20 protein-coding genes are annotated in these 18,079 nt (G+C 37.8%); 19 read left to right on the top strand and 1 reads right to left on the bottom strand.

The annotated features are described in order from the left end of the window. Positions 1–2: 2 nt before the first annotated feature. On the top strand, positions 3–1,934 hold the full coding sequence (gene filF, locus FW754_RS14470; protein WP_409512263.1) for a putative pilus system protein FilF: 1,932 nt from the start codon (positions 3–5) through the stop codon (positions 1,932–1,934). Between the two features lie 112 nt (positions 1,935–2,046). Here the strand turns inward: filF and FW754_RS14465 are convergent, their stop codons facing one another. Beyond that, positions 2,047–2,595 carry an NUDIX hydrolase gene (locus FW754_RS14465; protein ID WP_419347865.1) on the bottom strand — a complete coding sequence of 183 codons (549 nt, stop codon included), beginning with the start codon at positions 2,593–2,595 and terminating at the stop codon, positions 2,047–2,049. A 128-nt stretch (positions 2,596–2,723) separates the two neighbouring features. Here FW754_RS14465 and FW754_RS14460 point away from each other — a divergent pair, with 128 nt between their 5' ends. The 18 genes from FW754_RS14460 to FW754_RS14375 all read left to right on the top strand — a co-directional run bounded on the left by FW754_RS14460 (position 2,724) and on the right by FW754_RS14375 (position 17,985). Further along, on the top strand, positions 2,724–3,338 hold the full coding sequence (locus FW754_RS14460; RefSeq protein ID WP_419347906.1) for a CoA pyrophosphatase: 615 nt from the start codon (positions 2,724–2,726) through the stop codon (positions 3,336–3,338). Positions 3,339–3,459: 121 nt separating this feature from the next. After that, on the top strand, positions 3,460–3,990 hold the full coding sequence (locus FW754_RS14455) for a gamma carbonic anhydrase family protein (RefSeq protein WP_446325037.1): 531 nt from the start codon (positions 3,460–3,462) through the stop codon (positions 3,988–3,990). A gap of 190 nt (positions 3,991–4,180) precedes the next feature. After that, a complete protein-coding gene (gene tsaB, locus FW754_RS14450; RefSeq protein ID WP_446325036.1) occupies positions 4,181–4,846 on the top strand; it encodes a tRNA (adenosine(37)-N6)-threonylcarbamoyltransferase complex dimerization subunit type 1 TsaB in 666 nt (221 codons plus the stop codon). Between the two features lie 25 nt (positions 4,847–4,871). After that, a complete protein-coding gene (locus tag FW754_RS14445) occupies positions 4,872–5,696 on the top strand; it encodes an undecaprenyl-diphosphate phosphatase (RefSeq protein ID WP_409512259.1) in 825 nt (274 codons plus the stop codon). Continuing rightward, complete coding sequence (locus FW754_RS14440; RefSeq protein ID WP_446325035.1) at positions 5,690–6,508, top strand: class I SAM-dependent methyltransferase; 819 nt, start codon at positions 5,690–5,692, stop codon at positions 6,506–6,508. Before FW754_RS14445 ends, FW754_RS14440 begins: the two co-directional genes overlap by 7 nt. A 134-nt stretch (positions 6,509–6,642) precedes the next feature. Further along, positions 6,643–8,082 (top strand): C13 family peptidase, encoded by a 1,440-nt coding sequence (locus FW754_RS14435; RefSeq protein ID WP_409512257.1) that lies wholly within the window; start codon positions 6,643–6,645, stop codon positions 8,080–8,082. 39 nt (positions 8,083–8,121) lie between these two features. Beyond that, positions 8,122–8,958 (top strand): S-formylglutathione hydrolase, encoded by an 837-nt coding sequence (gene fghA, locus FW754_RS14430; protein ID WP_409512256.1) that lies wholly within the window; start codon positions 8,122–8,124, stop codon positions 8,956–8,958. 189 nt (positions 8,959–9,147) lie between these two features. Beyond that, positions 9,148–10,248: a YjgN family protein gene (locus FW754_RS14425; RefSeq protein ID WP_446325034.1), complete on the top strand. Its 1,101-nt coding sequence runs from the start codon at positions 9,148–9,150 to the stop codon at positions 10,246–10,248. Between the two features lie 17 nt (positions 10,249–10,265). Then, positions 10,266–11,408 (top strand): M48 family metallopeptidase, encoded by a 1,143-nt coding sequence (locus tag FW754_RS14420; RefSeq protein WP_446325033.1) that lies wholly within the window; start codon positions 10,266–10,268, stop codon positions 11,406–11,408. A 126-nt stretch (positions 11,409–11,534) separates the two neighbouring features. After that, the gene (gene rpe, locus FW754_RS14415) at positions 11,535–12,221 is read left to right on the top strand and encodes a ribulose-phosphate 3-epimerase (protein ID WP_409512253.1); all 687 of its coding nucleotides are present in this window, start codon (positions 11,535–11,537) and stop codon (positions 12,219–12,221) included. 248 nt (positions 12,222–12,469) lie between these two features. Then, on the top strand, positions 12,470–13,030 hold the full coding sequence (locus tag FW754_RS14410; protein WP_446325032.1) for a hypothetical protein: 561 nt from the start codon (positions 12,470–12,472) through the stop codon (positions 13,028–13,030). 57 nt (positions 13,031–13,087) lie between these two features. Beyond that, complete coding sequence (locus tag FW754_RS14405) at positions 13,088–14,899, top strand: copper resistance system multicopper oxidase (protein ID WP_446325031.1); 1,812 nt, start codon at positions 13,088–13,090, stop codon at positions 14,897–14,899. Beyond that, positions 14,886–15,188: a hypothetical protein gene (locus tag FW754_RS14400; RefSeq protein WP_446325030.1), complete on the top strand. Its 303-nt coding sequence runs from the start codon at positions 14,886–14,888 to the stop codon at positions 15,186–15,188. Before FW754_RS14405 ends, FW754_RS14400 begins: the two co-directional genes overlap by 14 nt. Next, positions 15,175–16,125 carry a copper resistance protein B gene (locus FW754_RS14395; protein ID WP_446325029.1) on the top strand — a complete coding sequence of 317 codons (951 nt, stop codon included), beginning with the start codon at positions 15,175–15,177 and terminating at the stop codon, positions 16,123–16,125. The genes FW754_RS14400 and FW754_RS14395 overlap by 14 nt, the downstream gene beginning before the upstream one ends. A gap of 248 nt (positions 16,126–16,373) precedes the next feature. Next, positions 16,374–16,691 (top strand): DMT family transporter, encoded by a 318-nt coding sequence (locus FW754_RS14390; RefSeq protein ID WP_446325028.1) that lies wholly within the window; start codon positions 16,374–16,376, stop codon positions 16,689–16,691. 84 nt (positions 16,692–16,775) lie between these two features. Beyond that, a complete protein-coding gene (locus FW754_RS14385; protein ID WP_419347835.1) occupies positions 16,776–17,093 on the top strand; it encodes a DMT family transporter in 318 nt (105 codons plus the stop codon). A 37-nt stretch (positions 17,094–17,130) separates the two neighbouring features. Then, positions 17,131–17,613, top strand: a complete 483-nt coding sequence (locus FW754_RS14380) for a methylated-DNA--[protein]-cysteine S-methyltransferase (protein ID WP_419347833.1) — start codon at positions 17,131–17,133, stop codon at positions 17,611–17,613. A gap of 36 nt (positions 17,614–17,649) precedes the next feature. Beyond that, a complete protein-coding gene (locus FW754_RS14375) occupies positions 17,650–17,985 on the top strand; it encodes a hypothetical protein (RefSeq protein ID WP_419347830.1) in 336 nt (111 codons plus the stop codon). Positions 17,986–18,079 lie beyond the last annotated feature (94 nt).

Raw genomic sequence — 18,079 nt, 5'->3', positions numbered from 1 at the left:
GAATGATGAATAAAAAATATATTTTACCTTTTACATTAACAGGTTTAGTTTCTGCACTGGCTGCATGTGGCGGTGGTGGTGAAAGCGCAACAATTTTTGAAGATCCCAACAAAGGTGTGGTTACGACCACGAATGGTTGTAGTGATTCATCTGAAAAATGTTTAGCATTCTATGTTGATTATCCTGTTGAAGGCTTGAACTTTGACTGTAGTACAGATACTAAAAACCATTTTATTACAGAAATGGATGGTGGTTTGGCGTCGGGTGGTTGTGCTGTCGGTGATAAAGCGAGTTTTTATATTCAAGGTACGCAAACGTCACGTAAAATTTCTTTAGGTGTGGTTGATCTTACAAAAATACGTCCACTGAAAGTGACAGGACAGCCCGCAGCAATTGGGCTGATTGATATTGCTACAGCAATGACTGGTAAAGCACCAACACAAATGAATATGAATGATGATACATTCAAAGTCATGGTTGGATTGGTTCGTGTTATGCAAGCGGTTGGAACCGCTCAGGATGCAAGTGTTGAAGGTGATGTTCAACCCATCGAACTGACCAATGAATTGAAGAATAATCTAAGTAAAATTGCATCGGATGTTGATGTAAAAAATTTCCTTGATGGCAGTTATGTCAATATTTTACAACCATGGTTGAATATTGGAGCGATTGATCAACAAGCTGCTGAAAAAGTCGCAGTACAATTAATCAATTTATCTGATGTGGGGCTATATACTGCAAATTTCCTTGCAATTAAACAAGGTAGTGTCGATCTAGGTGGCTTCTTTGGTACAACTACATCTGGAAGTGGTATTGAATCTATTGCAAATCTCTACGCACTGACTAATCGTCAAGGTTTTTCTACAGGTTATGCTGTGCAATGGATGGGTAAGCCTGTAACAACGGGTGAAAATATTATTAGCACGATTGGTCGAATTAATTTATTGACACAGAGTGTACCAAATAAATTAAATGCTCAAGGTACAAGCAATTGGATTAATTCATTTACGAAAAAAATTGGAACACCATTTGTTTTACAGTCACCATCGAATATTGCGGATCGACTTGAAATTTATCAAGGTGCCTTACTAAATGGTATGACTATTCCTGGTACTGAGTTTATGTACAAGCAAATTACAGGGGATACTAAAGCACCGACGGATAATTCAGTCTATGGTCGTTGGAGACAATCTGCTGGCAATGAACAATTGACAGGTTCAATTGATATATATAAAACTAATCCTGCAACCTATCTTGATAAACAGGTTTTTAGCACGATTAATAATGTGAAATCAGGTGAAAAGTATATATTCCCATTGTATGCAAATCTGACTTTTAAGTTTAGCGATTCGTCAGTTTCTGATGTTAAATTGGGTATTGTTGTTGATGAAAATGGTGATATTCGAACCAATATTGGACGTAATGCAACAGTAAATGATATGTCATCGGCTGAATGTGTGAGTGTTGATGATTCAACTTATAAAGACACTAATGGTGTACAGCAATATCGTGTGGGTACAACAGGGGCTGCAAACTTTGGCGTTAGTGATAAATCATTGACCATTCGTATGATTTTAGCAAATCCTGCATTTGGTAATATTGATGGTGCATTGATAGGTTTAAATGAAAGTCTGATGTTCTTGCCACAGGATAGTTCAGGAAAAATAACATCTTATAGCTCTGGTGGTGTGCGCTTAAATCTACAAAATTTAATTGTAGGTAATGTGTCAGCAGGTATTAATATTACAGGTTGGGATGGCGCAGCTGCGACTAATGCTGAGTGGGGGAATTTGTTAGCGATGTCGCAGGTTGTTTATAACTCAGTCAAAGATAACGAAAAGAAGGTAACTGCTGAACAAAAAGAGTTAGCAAAACGTACGAGTGGTATTATTACCATTGATTTACCATCTTGTTATACTGTGAAGACTAAATAATAAATTTTAATTATTATAAAAAACCATCCTTTGGGATGGTTTTTTATTTGCTTGATTGAGTCAATATGAAAATGTGTTTATAAAAAGTCTCAATAACATTTAATTAATTCAATTAGCCCGTATGATCTAAACGAGAACCTAAAGTTTCTAAATGCATTGGAAAGCTTCCCGTTTTTTGATCTGCAAAATAATGGCGTAAAGTGCGTTCTACACTTGGAAATGCCAAGTCACCCCATGGAATTTCGTGTTCTTCAAATAAGCGACTTTCAATGGTTTCATCACCTGCACCAAATTGACCATCAATGAGTGTAGATTTGAATAGTACATAAATTTGTCCTATTCGTGGAATGTCATACATACAGTATAATTCACCGATGCTGACTTCGGCTTCGGCTTCTTCACGGGTTTCACGTGCTGCACCCTGTGCCATCGTTTCTTGTAATTCCATATAACCTGCGGGCAATGTCCACAGTCCATAGCGCGGCTCAATGGCACGGCGACACAGTAGAACTTTGTTGTCCCAAAGAACAAGTGAACCACAAATGACTTTAGGATTGACATAATGGATTGTTGCGCAGTGTGTACATACCTTTCGAATTTTTTGATCACCTAAAGGAATTTTTTCTATTGTTTTATGACCGCATGTTGTGCAAAAACTCATAAGCTTCATGAACCAAAGATGATGACTCAGCATAGCGTAAAAATGCTTATTTCGCATCATTTATAGCCGAATACATGAAATTTCATATATGATATTAAAAGAATAAGAAAATGGCGATGAGGGAAAGAATGCAGGATGCTTTACTGACACAAGTTTTACAGCAAAGACTCCGTTTTGCTAAACGAACACACCCCGCAAAAGCTGCTGTTCTAATTGCCATTACAGATGAAGCTGATCCTAAGGTATTGCTGACACGCCGCTCAGTTTATCTTAATAATCATGCAGGTGAAGTTTCTTTTCCCGGTGGAAAACGTGATCCCTCCGATACCAGTAATATTGTGGTTGCACTGCGTGAAGCATGGGAAGAAACAGCCTTAAATCCTTTTGATGTCAAGTTGTTGGGCGATTTACCCATGGAACTTGCTAAGAGTGGTATGACGGTTAAACCCGTTGTGGGATTGATTCCTGCAAATGTCCAACTGATTGCTCAGCCGACTGAAATTGATCGCATTTTTTATGCACCTTTACAAAAATTAATGGATGCAAAGCCCATTCCGTATGAGGTACGTTTGGCACATCAATCGGTTTATTTTCCAAGCTTAAGAATTGAAAATGAGATCATTTGGGGGTTAACGGCTCGTATTCTTATTTCATTGTTTCAATATGGGCTTAATCATCAAAAAAATTGGCCATTTTTACTGAATTCACCAAGTTTTCAATCTAAAATTTTAAATAAAAAATAGCACGATATTTTGATTTATCTAAGTGTGGTTTAAATTATCAATATAGCAAAAGGGCACAATGGAAGAGTACGGTGAATGAAAAAATCGTATTGATACAGGAACGTATTCGAGGCATAAAGTTATGATGTATACCTATAAAGGACATTCACCAAAAGCACTTCATCAACCATGGGATGGTTGGGTCGCAGACAATGCGACCGTTATTGGTCAGGTGGAAATGGGGCAAAAAGTAAATATTTGGTTTGGCGCAGTGATTCGTGGTGATAATTCCGTAATTCGCATTGGTGACTTTAGTAATGTGCAAGAAAATGCTGTATTGCATACCGATGCAGGTATTGAGCTAAATATAGGAGCTTATGTCACCATTGGACATCAAGCGATGCTACACGGCTGTACTATTGGTGAAAACAGCTTGATTGGTATCAATGCTGTCGTACTGAATAACGCAGTAATTGGAAAAAACTGTATTATTGGCGCCAATGCGTTGGTACCTGAAAGAATGGTGATTCCTGACAATTCACTTGTGGTCGGTTCGCCTGCAAAAGTGATTCGTACTTTAGATGATCAAGCAGAAGTTCGTTTGAAACTAAGCGCAATGCATTATGCAGAACATTTTAAAGACTTTGTTAATTTAGAAAAATTTGAATTTTAAATAGAATCAAGCTCAGCAAAAAATGACCTAAAACAGCGTAAATCAAAAAGCCGATGGTGTGGAATACACAGATCGGCTTTTTTATCTTTGTGTTTAATCGGCTAAACAAGGAATATTTTGAGAAATTCTCGCAGGATTAAAATGAGTGGAGTATCATGGACGGCATTTTCAAAGTGAAGTAGGGTTGTGCATGAAATTGCTGGCACTGGAAACTGCTAATGAGCAGTGTTCTGTTTCAATAGTCGATGAAGATCAGACACTTTATTTTCAGTGTGATCCACGAGCAAAGGCACAAACTCAGACGATTTTACCGTTAATTGAGCAAGGTTTGCAGGAAACACAAACAGAACTTACCGATTTAACTGCGATTGCATTTAGTCGTGGGCCAGGTTCTTTTAGTGGTGTGCGCATTAATGCGGCAGTGACACAAGCATTGGCATGGGCAAATGATTTGCCTGTAATACCTGTTTCAACATTGCAAGCATTGGCGCAAGCTGCATATCGTGAACTTGGTTTACGTGAAGTGACTGCGGTACTTGATGCGCGCATGCAAGAAGTCTATATGGCGAGTTATCAGCTTGATGATCAAAACATTATGCAAGCCATCGATGAAGAACAAATGCTGGATTATGTTCAAGGTGCAACGTATCAAAAATTTACAATAATCGGTTCAGGTTCAGCTTTAATTAAGGCTGATTTGGAATCATACCCGCAGATTACTGCCCATGCGGATGATATTGCGACAATTGCACGTGCATTGGCAAAAAAACAGCAATGGTTAAGTGCTGAAATGGCATTGCCAGTCTATTTACGTGATAACGCATGGAAAAAAATTGCAGATCAAGGCAAACCATAATTTTATAGAATATTTGGAATAGTACATGGATCTTTTACTGCTGCTGAAAGCGGCAATCATGGGTATCGTAGAAGGCATTACCGAGTTTTTGCCTATTTCGAGTACAGGACATTTAATCCTTGCATCGGAATTGATGAATTTTTGGACCAAAGAAAAGAGTGATGTTTTTGTGATTGCGATCCAAATGGGTGCAATTGCGGCAGTGATTTATGAATATTGGGCACGTCTTTGGGGTGCGGCAACAGGTATTGTCACAGGTGAAGAAAAAGGTCGTCGTTTGGGTATAGGCTTAATATTGGCTTCAATTCCAATTGTGATTATCGGATTGACTTTGGGGCAGACAGTAAAAGCATTATTATTCAATGATATCGCCATTGCGATTGGTTTGATTGTTGGTGGTTTGATTATTATATGGGTGGAGAAAAATCCACCCGTTGTTCGTGCACAAGAAGTTGATGATTTAACCATTAAAGATGCAGTTTGGATTGGTTTAATTCAAGTATTGTCTTTAATTCCAGGTACATCACGTTCAGGCGCAACGATTATTGGTGCGATGATGTTGGGCGTATCACGTAAGGCAGCGACAGAATTTTCGTTCTTCTTAGGTATTCCTGTAATCGTGGGAGCAGGTTTACTTGATCTATATCAAAGTTATCATGTATTCCAAGGTGCGACTGATTGGGCGGTGATTGCCGTTGGTTTATTGGTTTCATTTATTTCGGCACTTATTCTTATTCGTGTACTTGTGGCTTATGTGGCAAAACGTGATTTTATGATTTTTGCATGGTATCGCATTGCATCAGGTTTAGTAATTTTATTGTTTGCATTCACAGGTTGGAAATTATGGTAAGCGAGCTTCGCTTATACACTGAAACACAATATTTAGAGAAAGCACAGACATATCAGTCTGTGCTTTCTTTACGTGGTGTGGATGTAAATATTGAGTTAGTTGAAAAACTTAATGCCCGTTTTTTACGGTTGAATCCTGAAATGGCATTGTGTGCAGATGACGCAGGTTTATGGCTCAGTGCCAATGGCATGAAAATGCAACCCGACTGGAAAGCAGAAATTCCACGTTTAAAACGTGCAAGCCTTAAATCTGAAATGATTGCACGTGCGTGTAATTTATCTGAAAAGCCATCGCTAATTGATGCTACGGCAGGGCTAGGGCATGATAGTTTGCTCATGGCAGTACTTGGTGCGCAGGTTACACTGATTGAACGGCATCCGATTTTATTTACCCTACTTGAAGATGCGCAAGCACAATCACGCCATGATCCCTTTTTAGGTCTAGTGGTTGATCGTATTCAGTTGGTTTTCTCAGATTCAGCCGCTTATTTACAACAGTTAGCTGAGCAGAAAAAAATGGTCGATGTGACTTATCTCGATCCGATGTTTCCGCAACGTGATCAAAATTTACAAGCCGTCAAAAAACAGGCACAAGTAAAAAAGCAAATGCAACTACTGCATATGCTTTTACCTGAAGATGGTGAAATGGATTTGGGTGATTATCTTTTAGTCTTAGCACGGAAAATATCCAAGCGTGTTGTGGTAAAAAGACCGAGACTTGCAATTTTTCTTGATGATCAATCACCCGACCATCAATGGCAGGGCGATGCATGTCGTTTTGATGCCTATTTCAATAAACAAGTTATTGAGTAATTTGGTAATTGTTTCAATATTTATGTAAGAACTGATATATAGTTATTCAAGTGTTGCATAAAACTTAAGCAAAATATTCAATCAGAAGTATTTTTAGGTCACTGTAATCGTGATCTACCCAAACTAGAACTGACATGATCGATTTAAAACCTTCAATAAATTTTTGGCATGATTTTAAAAGCAATCAGTGGGCGGGATTGTGGCTATTTCTCGGATCAAGAAAATCATTACAAATAGTACATCCCTCAATTTTACAACTTATTTTTTGGGGAATATTAGGGGGCTGTGCCAATACGCTGTTTAGTTGGTTGGTCACGGGCGGGGTCGGTGATTTCAACAAACAAGGTTTAGTTAGTTATGCGTTATGGCCATTTATTGCCTTAATTGTTGGGATATTTTTATCACAGCGAACCAATAATACACGATTAATGTTAGTTCCAGCCTTGCTGTGGCTCGTTCTTGACACGCATATTATGCTGTTCCAATGCTTAATTCAGTATTTGGGTAATCTCGATTATTTACCCGACATTGTTTATAACTACATTCCATTTTTATTTGTTCTGCTTTTTGTTTGGCAAAGTTTAGCAGTGGTTTGGGTTATTTCACGTGAATTACATTGGCCTTGGTGGGAACGTGCCCTGATTATGATTGGGACGGTCATTACACTGTCTGTTTGGCAAGTTTCAATTAAAGAACAACCGATTTGGAAAGTGGAAGACGTTCCACCGAGTTTATCTGAAGATGCCTTTTATGCACAAAGTCGCTTACTCAATAAGTCCTTGGAGCAAGTTCAATTTGGTGAGTTTGCACAAACGCATTGGTATTTTTTAGGTGTTGCAGGTGCGAGTTATCAAGATGTTTTCCGTTTTGAAATAGATCGAATTAAAGAGCAGTTTGATACTCGTTTTGGGACATTTGGACGTTCAGTTGAATTGGTTAATAATCCTGAGACACGCACAGAAACCCCAATTGCGTCTAAAACGAGTATGGAACTTGCGCTACGCCGTATTGGGCAGCAAATGAACCATGAAAGTGATGTGTTATTTTTATATATGACATCACATGGTTTACCGAATCAGTTTGAAATGGAAAATGAGCCTATTGATTTGGATGATATTGATCCGAAATGGCTACGTGAAACACTCGATAAATCGGGTATTCGTTGGAAAGTGATTGTGATTTCAGCCTGTTATTCGGGGAGTTTTATTCCTGCATTACAATCGCCTGATACTTTAATTATTACAGCCTCAGCCGCAGATCGGGCATCTTTTGGTTGTTCTAACGAAGCAGATTATACTTATTTTGGTCGAGCATTCTTTGATCAGGCTATGCGTGAAAAAAATACCTTACACAGTGCATTTAATCAAGCGGCTGAAACGGTTGCAAAATGGGAAAGTAACCAAGGCTTTGAACCTTCAGAACCACAATGGGTCATTGGGAAAAATATGGAATTGATGTTGCCACAACTTGAACAGCATCTATTTCCACAAGGTATACAAAATACGCAGGCAGATGGAAATATCCAACCTCATGCTTTAGAGCTTGATGTGAAACATACACCCAAATCAAATTGACCTGTGCCATTTGACACAGTGTGAGTAAAGGACAATAGAATGGAATTGCTTCAGAAAAATAAATGCTTTGAAGGCGAACAACAGATTTTTCAATTTGCATCTAAGACTTTAAATGGAACAAGCAAATTTTCAGTCTTTTTACCTGAACCAGCACTGCGTGGGCAAAAATGTCCTGCACTTTTCTATTTGGCTGGTTTGACTTGTACGGAAGAAACCTTTGCGATTAAAGCCCACGCACAGCGTATGGCAGCACAACTCGGTTTAATTCTCATTTCACCAGATACCTCACCACGAGGAGATAATGTCGAGCAAGGTGATTCTTGGGACATTGGTCAAGGTGCAGGCTTTTATATTAATGCGACACAAGCGCCGTGGGCGACACATTTTCAAATGGAAAATTTTGTTGCTGATGAATTATATACACAAGTCATTGAGAAATTTCCAATTCGTACGGATGCAATTGGCATTATGGGGCACAGTATGGGAGGTCATGGTGCATTGACCCTTGCTTGGAAGTATCCTGAAAAATTTAAATCGGTATCAGCATTTGCACCCATTTGTGCGCCGTGTGATTGTCCTTGGGGTGAAAAAGCATTTTTAACATATTTGGGTGATGACAGAGAATTATGGAAAGCGCATGATGCTACGCAGTTGGTTTTAGAAAAAGGTACATTATTGAGTGAAGTACTCATTGACCAAGGTCTAGCAGATCAATTTTATAGTCAATTGAATCCTGAAAAATATCAGCAAGCGTGTCTGAAAGTTGGGCAAAAGTTAACGCTACGTCAACATGCAGATTATGATCATGGTTACTATTTTATTCAGACCTTTATGGATGAACATTTACAGTTTCATGCCTTACAGTTACAAAAATAAAACTTAGATTTGTTATGTATAACGTTGAATTGTCTATAGGGGTGATTCAACACGGTTTTATTTATTATTGTAAAAATATACACTTATTTGATGAGAAACCACATTGATATCTTGTATATTTGTGAATATGTCATACCTTTTTTAGCATTGAATCGATTGAACTCCCAAATTTAAAAAAAAGAGAAAATAATGCAAGAACAATATGATTCTACATTTACAAATCAATTGCCTCCTGACCTTCCTGTACCGCATACATTGGACTCACGTCCTGAATACCTCGGTAGAATTTATCGCTTTAAATTCCATGGTGAAGCGATGGAATATTTTGGTATTTGGATTGTGAATATTCTATTGACTATTGCAAGTTTTGGCTTTTATGCACCATGGGCAAAAGTCAGACGATTGCGTTATTTCTATGGTAATACTGAGTTCTTTGAACGTTTTTTTGACTTTACGGGATTACCCACCAAAATATTAATTGGTCGGTTAATTGCACTGGGTATTTGGGGTGCATTTACTTTGGCTGGTTATTTGGAAATGACCATTGCAGCCTTTGGTGTCGTCATTATTTATTTGGCTTTGCCATGGTTGTTACGTGCAACTATTCGTTTTACCTCTCGAAATAGTAAGTATGCGAACAGCCGTTTTTATTTTGATGGTACTACGGGCGAAGCCTATAAGCAGTTTTTCTTAGGTGCATTGATTGTTGTTTGTACCTTAGGTTTATTTACACCAGTGATGATCTATTTTTATAAACGCTATGTGCTCAATCATCTGTATGCAGGACAATTGAAATTCCGTCTAAATAACAGTTGGACAGATTATATGAGTGCAGTGTATTTACCTGTTGCACTTTTTGTTGGGGTGCTGATGCTCTGTGGAATTTCCATTGGTATTTTTGCTGCAATTGGCTTAGATTTTTTAACGGCTTATACCGCGGGATTATTGGGATTAAGTTATCTCTTTGGTTGGGTTTTTATTGTGCCATTAATTCAGGCACGTATATTTATCACTACATGGAATAATACAACACTTGGTAATAGTCAATTTAAAACTGATTGTAATCAGTGGCGTTATGCGTGGATTGTAGTCAGTAATTGGTTTATGAAAATTATTACAGTTGGCCTGATGTCTGCATGGGCTGCCATTCGCTTATATAAATATCAATTGGAATCGATTAGTTTACATTTAGAAGATGATCCTGATCGTATGATGAATATGGCACAGGCAGATCACAGTGCAATTGCCGAAGAAATCAGTGATATTTTTGACCTTGATATTTCATTATAAATACGGAGATAGAAAATATGAGTACAGATTATATGAACTCCATTTCCGTGGTTTTTTATGATGGTGTTGTGTCTAAACCACATCAGGCACAATTGTCTGCAGTTGATATGAACTCGATTTTGATCAGTTATCGTGAACAAAATGATCTGCGTAAAAAGACTTTTAAATTACAACAAATGAATTTTATTGGTGCTTTAGGAAAAAAGTGTCCCGTCATAGAGTTGAATAATGATGCCCGTATTGAATTTCAAACGATAGATATTCCTGAATGGGTACCGATTCCACAAAAAGAATTTCAACAAAAAATTTGGAAGCTTGAACGTACCCCTGCATTGATTTTATTTAGTGTAGTTTTTGTGGTGGCATTGGGCTTTTCAACATTGAAATGGGGGATTCCATTTGCCTCTAAAGTGGTGGCTTTTCAATTACCTGCAAATACTTTGCAGGATATTGGTCAGAAAGCCGAAGACTATATTGTGAATGATTGGACAGGTCCGAGCAAATTGGTACAAGGTCAACAAGCGCAGATCAAACAAGAGTATTTATCTAAGATTGCCGAGGGTCGTCCTGCAAAAATTATTTTTCGAGACGGTGGGCGAATTGGTGCCAATGCACTTGCTCTGCCCAATAATACGATTATTGTGACTGATCAATTGGTAGAAATGGCACATAGTGATCAGGAAATTTTAGGTGTACTCGCACATGAGCAAGGGCATTTAGTCGAACGTCATAGTTTACAACAAGCCTTATCAAGTTTAGGTTTTTCAATTCTGTTGGTTGCTGTAACAGGTGATAGTGGTGATTTAATGACTTCATTGCCAGTGGCGATTTTAGGTGCAAAATACTCTCGTCAGTTTGAACAGCAAGCCGATTTATATGCTTTAAAATTGATGGATAAAAAGCATATTGAGGTTTCCCATTTTGCAAATTTCTTGCAACGTATGGAAGATGAAGAACTTGCAGCAGAACAAAAAAGTGATCAAAAGGCAGGGAAGACCGCAAATAAAGATCAGCAAGCCGCATCTACAGCACAGGCAACATCACAAGATCATTCAAATATAGTAACGGTATTGGAAGCCTTGTCTTCACATCCCGCAACGGCAGAACGTGTGCAGATGGTCAGAGATTTTGAAAAGCAACAGAAACTCGAAAAACCCTAACAGAGAAATTAAAGCTATAAAAAAATGGATTTTCACTTAGATTTGAAAAGTCCAATTCGCTTTGAGCGAGTACAGTCGAGGTCTGCTATAATGACCACATTCAAGTCCTTTAAGCTAGGTTCCATCATGTCCAAGCCATATTTAATCGCACCTTCTATTTTATCTGCTGACTTTGCTCGTTTGGGTGAAGAAGTAGAAAATGTATTAGAATCGGGTGCAGATGTTGTTCATTTTGATGTGATGGATAACCACTATGTACCGAACTTAACCTTTGGTGCAGGTGTATGTAAGGCGCTAAAAAAATATGGTATTAAAGCACCGATTGATGTGCATTTAATGGTGTCACCCGTAGATCGTATGATTGGTGACTTCCTTGAAGCGGGTGCAGACATCATTACTTTCCATCCTGAAGCGACTGATCATATTGATCGCTCATTACAATTGATTAAGGATGGTGGTGCTAAGGCAGGTTTAGTTTTTAACCCTGCAACGCCTCTGCATTATCTTGATTATGTTTTAGATAAAGTTGATCAAGTATTATTGATGAGTGTCAACCCTGGTTTTGGTGGTCAAAAATTCATTCCAATGACTTTGGAAAAATTACGCCAAGCACGTAAAATTATTGATGCTTCAGGTCGTGATATTCGTTTAGAAGTTGATGGTGGTGTGACACCAGCGAATATTCGTGAAATTGCAGAAGCAGGTGCAGATATGTTTGTTGCAGGTTCTGCAATTTTTAGTAAACCAGATTATAAAGCTGTCATTGATGAAATGCGTGCAGAATTGGCAAAAGTAGGTTCACTAAGCGTCTAATATTTCCAATATTAAGTTATGTGAATTGTGGATAACCATGATGATAACTTTATGGATAACTGTGTTGATAAGCTTGTAGATAAAGTGCGTATAGTTTAATCGATATTTAATCAAGTGCTTGCAATATCGCCTATATCTGTTCAAAAAGAGTTCAAAAGAGCTCTTTTTTTATGGGAATACTATAGGATTAAGTCGTTTAATTATTCAGCTTTGATTGATAATTGATCGGTATAAGAAAGAATCAATTTTTGAAAAACAACTCAACAGAAATATATTTGCTTGAAATTCAATTAAAAGTTATCCTTAAAGTAGAAATTGGTTCTAACAAAGGTTGGATTGTGTTCACACAGCTTTGCAAACATCTTTGGTTTGTATGCGTTATGGCTTTTGCTGTAGCGTGGAGCAGTGTGTCTGTTGCATCGGTTAAGAGCATGCAAGTTAGTATGCAGATGCAACATCAACAAAGTATTAATCAACCCCATGTAAGTCCAAATATGCAAAATATGTCAGTGCAGGAGATGAAAAATCACTGCATAGAAATATTACAGCAAGGTCAAAGTGTAGTTGATCAGGTGCAAAGCCTGAACGATTGTCATGCACAGTTGATACAAAATAAACATGCACAGCATGCTGAATGCCAAGATTGTGCATTGTTTGCGTGTCAGTCTTCGATTGTTTGGTTCAATAGTGATATTCCCAAACTTATCACGCCTAATGATCTAGAAAAGAATAGTTCGCTACAAGTACATTATCAAGTACAGCACCTTGTTGGTCATTGGCAAGAAATTCTACGTCCTCCTAAAACCTAATCTATTTTTTCGAAAACTTCTAAATACAAAACTATTTTCAAAAAATTAGGTTGAGTTATGTCTATAAAATTTAATCAAGGTCTGCTTGCAGGCATTTGTATTGTATCGTCTTCATGGGTATTTGCCGCCGTGAAGGAATATCACCTTAACATCGACGAAGCTATTGTTAATGTGACAGGAAAACCTGTCAAACGTATCACGGTCAATGGTCAATTTCCTGCCCCTTTACTTGAGTTTGAAGAAGGTGATGATGCTGTTATTCATGTGCATAATAATTTAAAAACTCAGGATTCTTCAATCCATTGGCATGGATTACTTTTGCCTGGAATTATGGATGGTGTACCTGGTTTTAATGGCTTTAATGGCATTAAACCAAAAGGTGATTTCGTTTATAAATTTAAAGTCCGTCAAAGCGGAACTTATTGGTATCACGCCCATTCTAAGGGGCAAGAACAGGATGGTTTATATGGCTCTTTTGTGATTTATCCAAAAGGTAAACAGCCATTGGCAACACATGAAAAAGCTGAACGTGATTATGTAGTGATGCTGTCAGATTTTCATGAAAAAACCAGTGATCAAATTCAAAAAGATTTGAAAATTTCCGCAGAATATTATCAAGATCAACGTGAAACACTCAGCGATGTATGGAAGCAAGTACAGCGTGATGGGGTAAAAGCAACGTGGTCTGATCGGAAAATGTGGAATCAAATGCGTATGCTGAAAACTGATATGTCCGATGTCACAGGCTATACGTTCCTCATCAATGGGAAAACACCTGAGCAAAATTGGACAGGCATGTTTAAGCCGAATGAGAAAGTGCGTTTGCGTTTTGTGAATGCTTCAGCAATGTCTTTTTATGATGTCAGTATTCCCAATTTAAAAATGACGGTTGTGGCGGCAGATGGTCAGCCTGTGAAACCAGTTGCAGTGGATGAATTCCGTATTGGTACTGCGGAAACTTATGATGTAATTGTTGAGCCAAAAATAGGACATTATCAGATTGAAGCGGAGTCTATTGATCGTTCAGGTTATGCGATTGGTACACTTCACAATGAATTGACTCCTGTGACACATGGCATACACATGCCTGCACCTCGTCCACGTTCACTTTTGACTATGGAGGATATGGGGCATGGTAGTGGTGATATGCAAGGCATGGATCACTCAAAGATGAATCATGCTGATATGCAAGGCATGGATCACTCAAAGATGAATCATGATGATATGCAAGGTATGAATCATTCAGAGATGGATCACAGTCAGCACAGCACATCAGTACCACAAAAAAATGATCAAGTGGTTTACGGTTGGGCAAATGCATCAACACCTGCAGGTAATAAAGCCTTGCAATACGCCGATTTAAAATCGCTTGAACCACAAAAAGATACACGTGAAGCAACAAGTGAGTTGGTCGTGCGTTTGGGTGGCACGATGGAGCGTTATATTTGGACGATTAATGGGAAAAAATTTAGTGACGCTGAACCATTGAAAGTGAAATATGGCGAGCGTATCCGTATCAAATTTATCAATGACAGTATGATGGCGCATCCGATGCATTTGCATGGCATGTTTATGCAGTTGGAAAATGGTCAATCGCCTGTGGATATGCCGAATAAACACACTTTGATTGTGCCACCAGGTAAAACAGTGACTGCGTTATTGACTGCGGATGAGTTGGGCGAATGGGCGATTCATTGTCATCTGTTATACCACATGAGTGCTGGTATGATGAATAAACTCATTGTCGCAAATGTTAGCGATGGACAAGTGTCTACAACGCTAATTCAAGGTGTAGCCAATAACGCTCAAAACAAAGTTCAAAACACAGCGACAACTGAGCAAAAAGGAGCTGAACATGCGCACCACTAATTTTGTATTAAAAGCAATTTTTTCGGTTGCAGTATTGAGTTTAAGTACTTTGAGTTTGGCACATGAAGGTCATCAGCCATCTACAACAGAAGGAAAAAATACTTCAAGAATGAGTCAAATGGATCATTCACAACATTCTGCGCAAGAACATGAAAAACATGTACAGATGACCCATTCCGAACACATGAATCATCTGCAAGTACAATCTGAAAATACTCAGCAGAAAGATTCAACTGAAAAATCTCAGAATAAAAATGTAAAGAAAGGAGATCAGCATGCACATCATTAATCTTTTTTCTAAAAGTGTTTTAGCGACATCTTTGTTGATGGTGAGTGCTTTGAGTTTTGCACATAATGGCGAGGATCATAGTGCAAAATCGACTACGCCAGCTATGCCGATGGATCATTCACAAATGAACCATGCTGAGATGAAACAAGAATCTATGGATCATAGTCAGATGAATCATTCACAGCATCAGACAACTTCGGTAGTCAATCCGAACGAACCTGTACAGGATGGAGGTAGTCATCAAAATTCCCATCAAAATCATCACCGTAAAGAACATGGTGCGCAGATTTATACAGTCACGACCGTAGATAATAAATGGTTGATGAATGAAGACGGCGTTGGTGCGTTAAAGTCAGAGTTTGAAACTCGTATTGGCACTGATGAAAATAAGATTTTTATTAAGTTTCATGCAGATAAAGAAGAATCACATGAAGCACATTATGATGCTAAATTTTTATATAGCCGTATGATCTCAGACTTTTGGGATGCACAAATTGGCGCGCGTTATCGAAGTGAAAAAGTTGAATTAAATCATCATCAAAAAGATACTGAAGAAAATGTAGATGCTGTGATTGGTTTACATGGCATGGCACCGTATTTCTTTGAAACCGATGCATATTTTTATGCAGGTGAAGATAACTATGCGACATTTAGTTTAGAAACTGAACGTGATTTACTGATTACACAAAAGTTGATTATTCAGCCTTATTTAGAACTTAATGTGATTTTTAGTGATGATTCTAAATATGCTCAAAAATCAGGGTTGAGTAATGCAACCGCAGGGCTAGAAACCCGCTATGAAATTAGCAAGAAAATCATGCCGTATATCGACATTGCTTATGAATATTCGAAGGGCAATGATGAAACACCGTGGCAAGTTAAATCTGATTCTGAAAAAGGTTGGCTCTATGGTGCGGGTATTCGCTTTAAATTTTAAGATATAAGCACTGATAATTGTTGTGAAAATAGGGTTTTAAGGTTCTTGTCTTAAATCCCTATTTTTTACAGGTGTATTTTTAGTCAAAAAATGTAAATCATGATCAATGGAATTTCGAAATTGATTATACTGATCAAATTACAAGGAGGAACGACCTCCCTCATTTTTGAGTTTTCATCTAAAACTTGATCTTTTGAGAAAAAATCGTCAGGACGACCTGACTCTAATATAAATTTGGAGCAGGCATCATGGCTTGGATTTTTCTGATCTTTGCGGGCATTTTTGAAATTGTTTGGGCATATAGTATGAAAATGTCCGAAGGTTTTACTAAACTCACACCAAGTATTATTACCTTATTTTTTATGATTTTAAGCTTTGGTCTGTTGGCCTATGCAATGCGTACTTTGCCACTTGGGACAGCATATACCATTTGGACGGGCATCGGGGCGATCGGTTCATTCCTCGTTGGTATTTTTATTTTAGGTGAGCCTGCAACGGCTATGCGTATGTTTGCAGCAATATTGATTGTTTCAGGCTTGGTTTTAATGAAAGTATCGTCAAGTTAATGGTTGGATTTTGAGCACTATGTTTTTAAAATGTAGTGCTTTTTTATTTTGAATATGATTGATTTTTAAATTAAGGAAAGTGTTATGGCTTGGGCTTTATTGATTGTTGCAGGGGTTTTAGAAGTCATTTGGGCATATTTTATGAAAGTGTCCGATGGCTTTTCTAAACTTGTCCCAAGCGTATTGACCATTATTTTTATGATTGCAAGTTTTGCCTTGTTGTCTTATGCCATGAAAACTTTGCCACTCGGTACGGCATATACCGTTTGGACAGGAATTGGGGCAATTGGCTCTTTTGCAGTGGGAATTTTCTTTTTAGGCGAGCCTGCTTCAGCAATGCGTATGCTTGCAGCTGTGTTGATTATTTCAGGTTTGGTGTTGATGAAACTTTCTTCGAGTTAAGTTAATCTGTACGTTCATCCAAAGTAGGAGTAGAGCAATGCAACTTTTTTTTATGGAAATAGATTCACCTGTAGGCGTGTTAAAACTTGTTGCAAATGACATTTCGCTTATTGCGGTGCTTTGGGAAAATGAAACTCCAAATCGGGTGCGCTTGGCAGAGTTGGTTGAAAATAAACAGCATCCCATTTTGCTAGAAACGAAAAAACAATTGAGTGAGTATTTTGAAGGGCAGAGAAAGATTTTTGATTTACCACTCGATTTCGAAGGTACAGAATTTCAACAAAAAGTTTGGCAAGCTCTACTTACCATTCCATTTGGTGAAACACGTAGTTATAAAGATATTGCAGAACAGATTGGCAATGTGAAAGCCGTTCGTGCAGTCGGTGCTGCTAATGGTAAGAATCCGATTTCGATTATTGCGCCGTGTCACCGTGTGGTTGGTGCAAATGGTAAATTGGTTGGCTTTGCAGGTGGATTAGAGAATAAGGATATTCTTCTAAAAATTGAGAATATGGTTTAAAGTATTTGAACTATAAAATATATTTGAATTAATAATATGGTCTCTAGAAAACGAAGTGAACGCGCTTTACAAGTTTGGCAAATTTTAATTTCAGCAGCCAATAATCGTCAAACTCTTACTTATAAAATGGTAGCAAATTATTTAGAATTTCGTGGAGCTGGTATTTTATCGCAAATTTTAGGTCGTATTATGCATTATTGTGAGCGTGAAAATTTACCACCTTTAACATGTATAGTTGTGAACCAAGAAACAGGTGAGCCTGGGAATGGGTTAACAACCATTGATAATTTAATGAAAGATCGTGAGAATGTTTATAATTTGAATTGGTTCGCATTAATGCCACCGACTTTAGAAGAGTTGAGTCAAAATTAATTGATTATCATTTGTAATTTGAATTGCGGATAGGCTTAAATTTTCAATTAAATTAATTTTTATTTATTAAAAAATATAAATAATATTTTGATTT

It is taken from the genome of Acinetobacter sp. 1207_04 (assembly GCF_052850415.1).
Note: the sequence above shows the minus strand (reverse complement) of the source record. Positions and strands in the feature narration are given on the sequence as shown.

Bases quoted from the DNA above. Each gene is read 5' to 3' on its own strand.
- filF (WP_409512263.1), top strand. From the start codon at position 3: ATGATGAATAAAAAATATATTTTACCTTTTACATTAACAGGTTTAGTT.
- FW754_RS14465 (WP_419347865.1), bottom strand. From the start codon at position 2,595: ATGAGTTTTTGCACAACATGCGGTCATAAAACAATAGAAAAAATTCCT.
- FW754_RS14460 (WP_419347906.1), top strand. From the start codon at position 2,724: ATGCAGGATGCTTTACTGACACAAGTTTTACAGCAAAGACTCCGTTTT.
- FW754_RS14455 (WP_446325037.1), top strand. From the start codon at position 3,460: ATGATGTATACCTATAAAGGACATTCACCAAAAGCACTTCATCAACCA.
- tsaB (WP_446325036.1), top strand. From the start codon at position 4,181: ATGAAATTGCTGGCACTGGAAACTGCTAATGAGCAGTGTTCTGTTTCA.
- FW754_RS14445 (WP_409512259.1), top strand. From the start codon at position 4,872: ATGGATCTTTTACTGCTGCTGAAAGCGGCAATCATGGGTATCGTAGAA.
- FW754_RS14440 (WP_446325035.1), top strand. From the start codon at position 5,690: ATGGTAAGCGAGCTTCGCTTATACACTGAAACACAATATTTAGAGAAA.
- FW754_RS14435 (WP_409512257.1), top strand. From the start codon at position 6,643: ATGATCGATTTAAAACCTTCAATAAATTTTTGGCATGATTTTAAAAGC.
- fghA (WP_409512256.1), top strand. From the start codon at position 8,122: ATGGAATTGCTTCAGAAAAATAAATGCTTTGAAGGCGAACAACAGATT.
- FW754_RS14425 (WP_446325034.1), top strand. From the start codon at position 9,148: ATGCAAGAACAATATGATTCTACATTTACAAATCAATTGCCTCCTGAC.
- FW754_RS14420 (WP_446325033.1), top strand. From the start codon at position 10,266: ATGAGTACAGATTATATGAACTCCATTTCCGTGGTTTTTTATGATGGT.
- rpe (WP_409512253.1), top strand. From the start codon at position 11,535: ATGTCCAAGCCATATTTAATCGCACCTTCTATTTTATCTGCTGACTTT.
- FW754_RS14405 (WP_446325031.1), top strand. From the start codon at position 13,088: ATGTCTATAAAATTTAATCAAGGTCTGCTTGCAGGCATTTGTATTGTA.
- FW754_RS14400 (WP_446325030.1), top strand. From the start codon at position 14,886: ATGCGCACCACTAATTTTGTATTAAAAGCAATTTTTTCGGTTGCAGTA.
- FW754_RS14395 (WP_446325029.1), top strand. From the start codon at position 15,175: ATGCACATCATTAATCTTTTTTCTAAAAGTGTTTTAGCGACATCTTTG.
- FW754_RS14390 (WP_446325028.1), top strand. From the start codon at position 16,374: ATGGCTTGGATTTTTCTGATCTTTGCGGGCATTTTTGAAATTGTTTGG.
- FW754_RS14385 (WP_419347835.1), top strand. From the start codon at position 16,776: ATGGCTTGGGCTTTATTGATTGTTGCAGGGGTTTTAGAAGTCATTTGG.
- FW754_RS14380 (WP_419347833.1), top strand. From the start codon at position 17,131: ATGCAACTTTTTTTTATGGAAATAGATTCACCTGTAGGCGTGTTAAAA.
- FW754_RS14375 (WP_419347830.1), top strand. From the start codon at position 17,650: ATGGTCTCTAGAAAACGAAGTGAACGCGCTTTACAAGTTTGGCAAATT.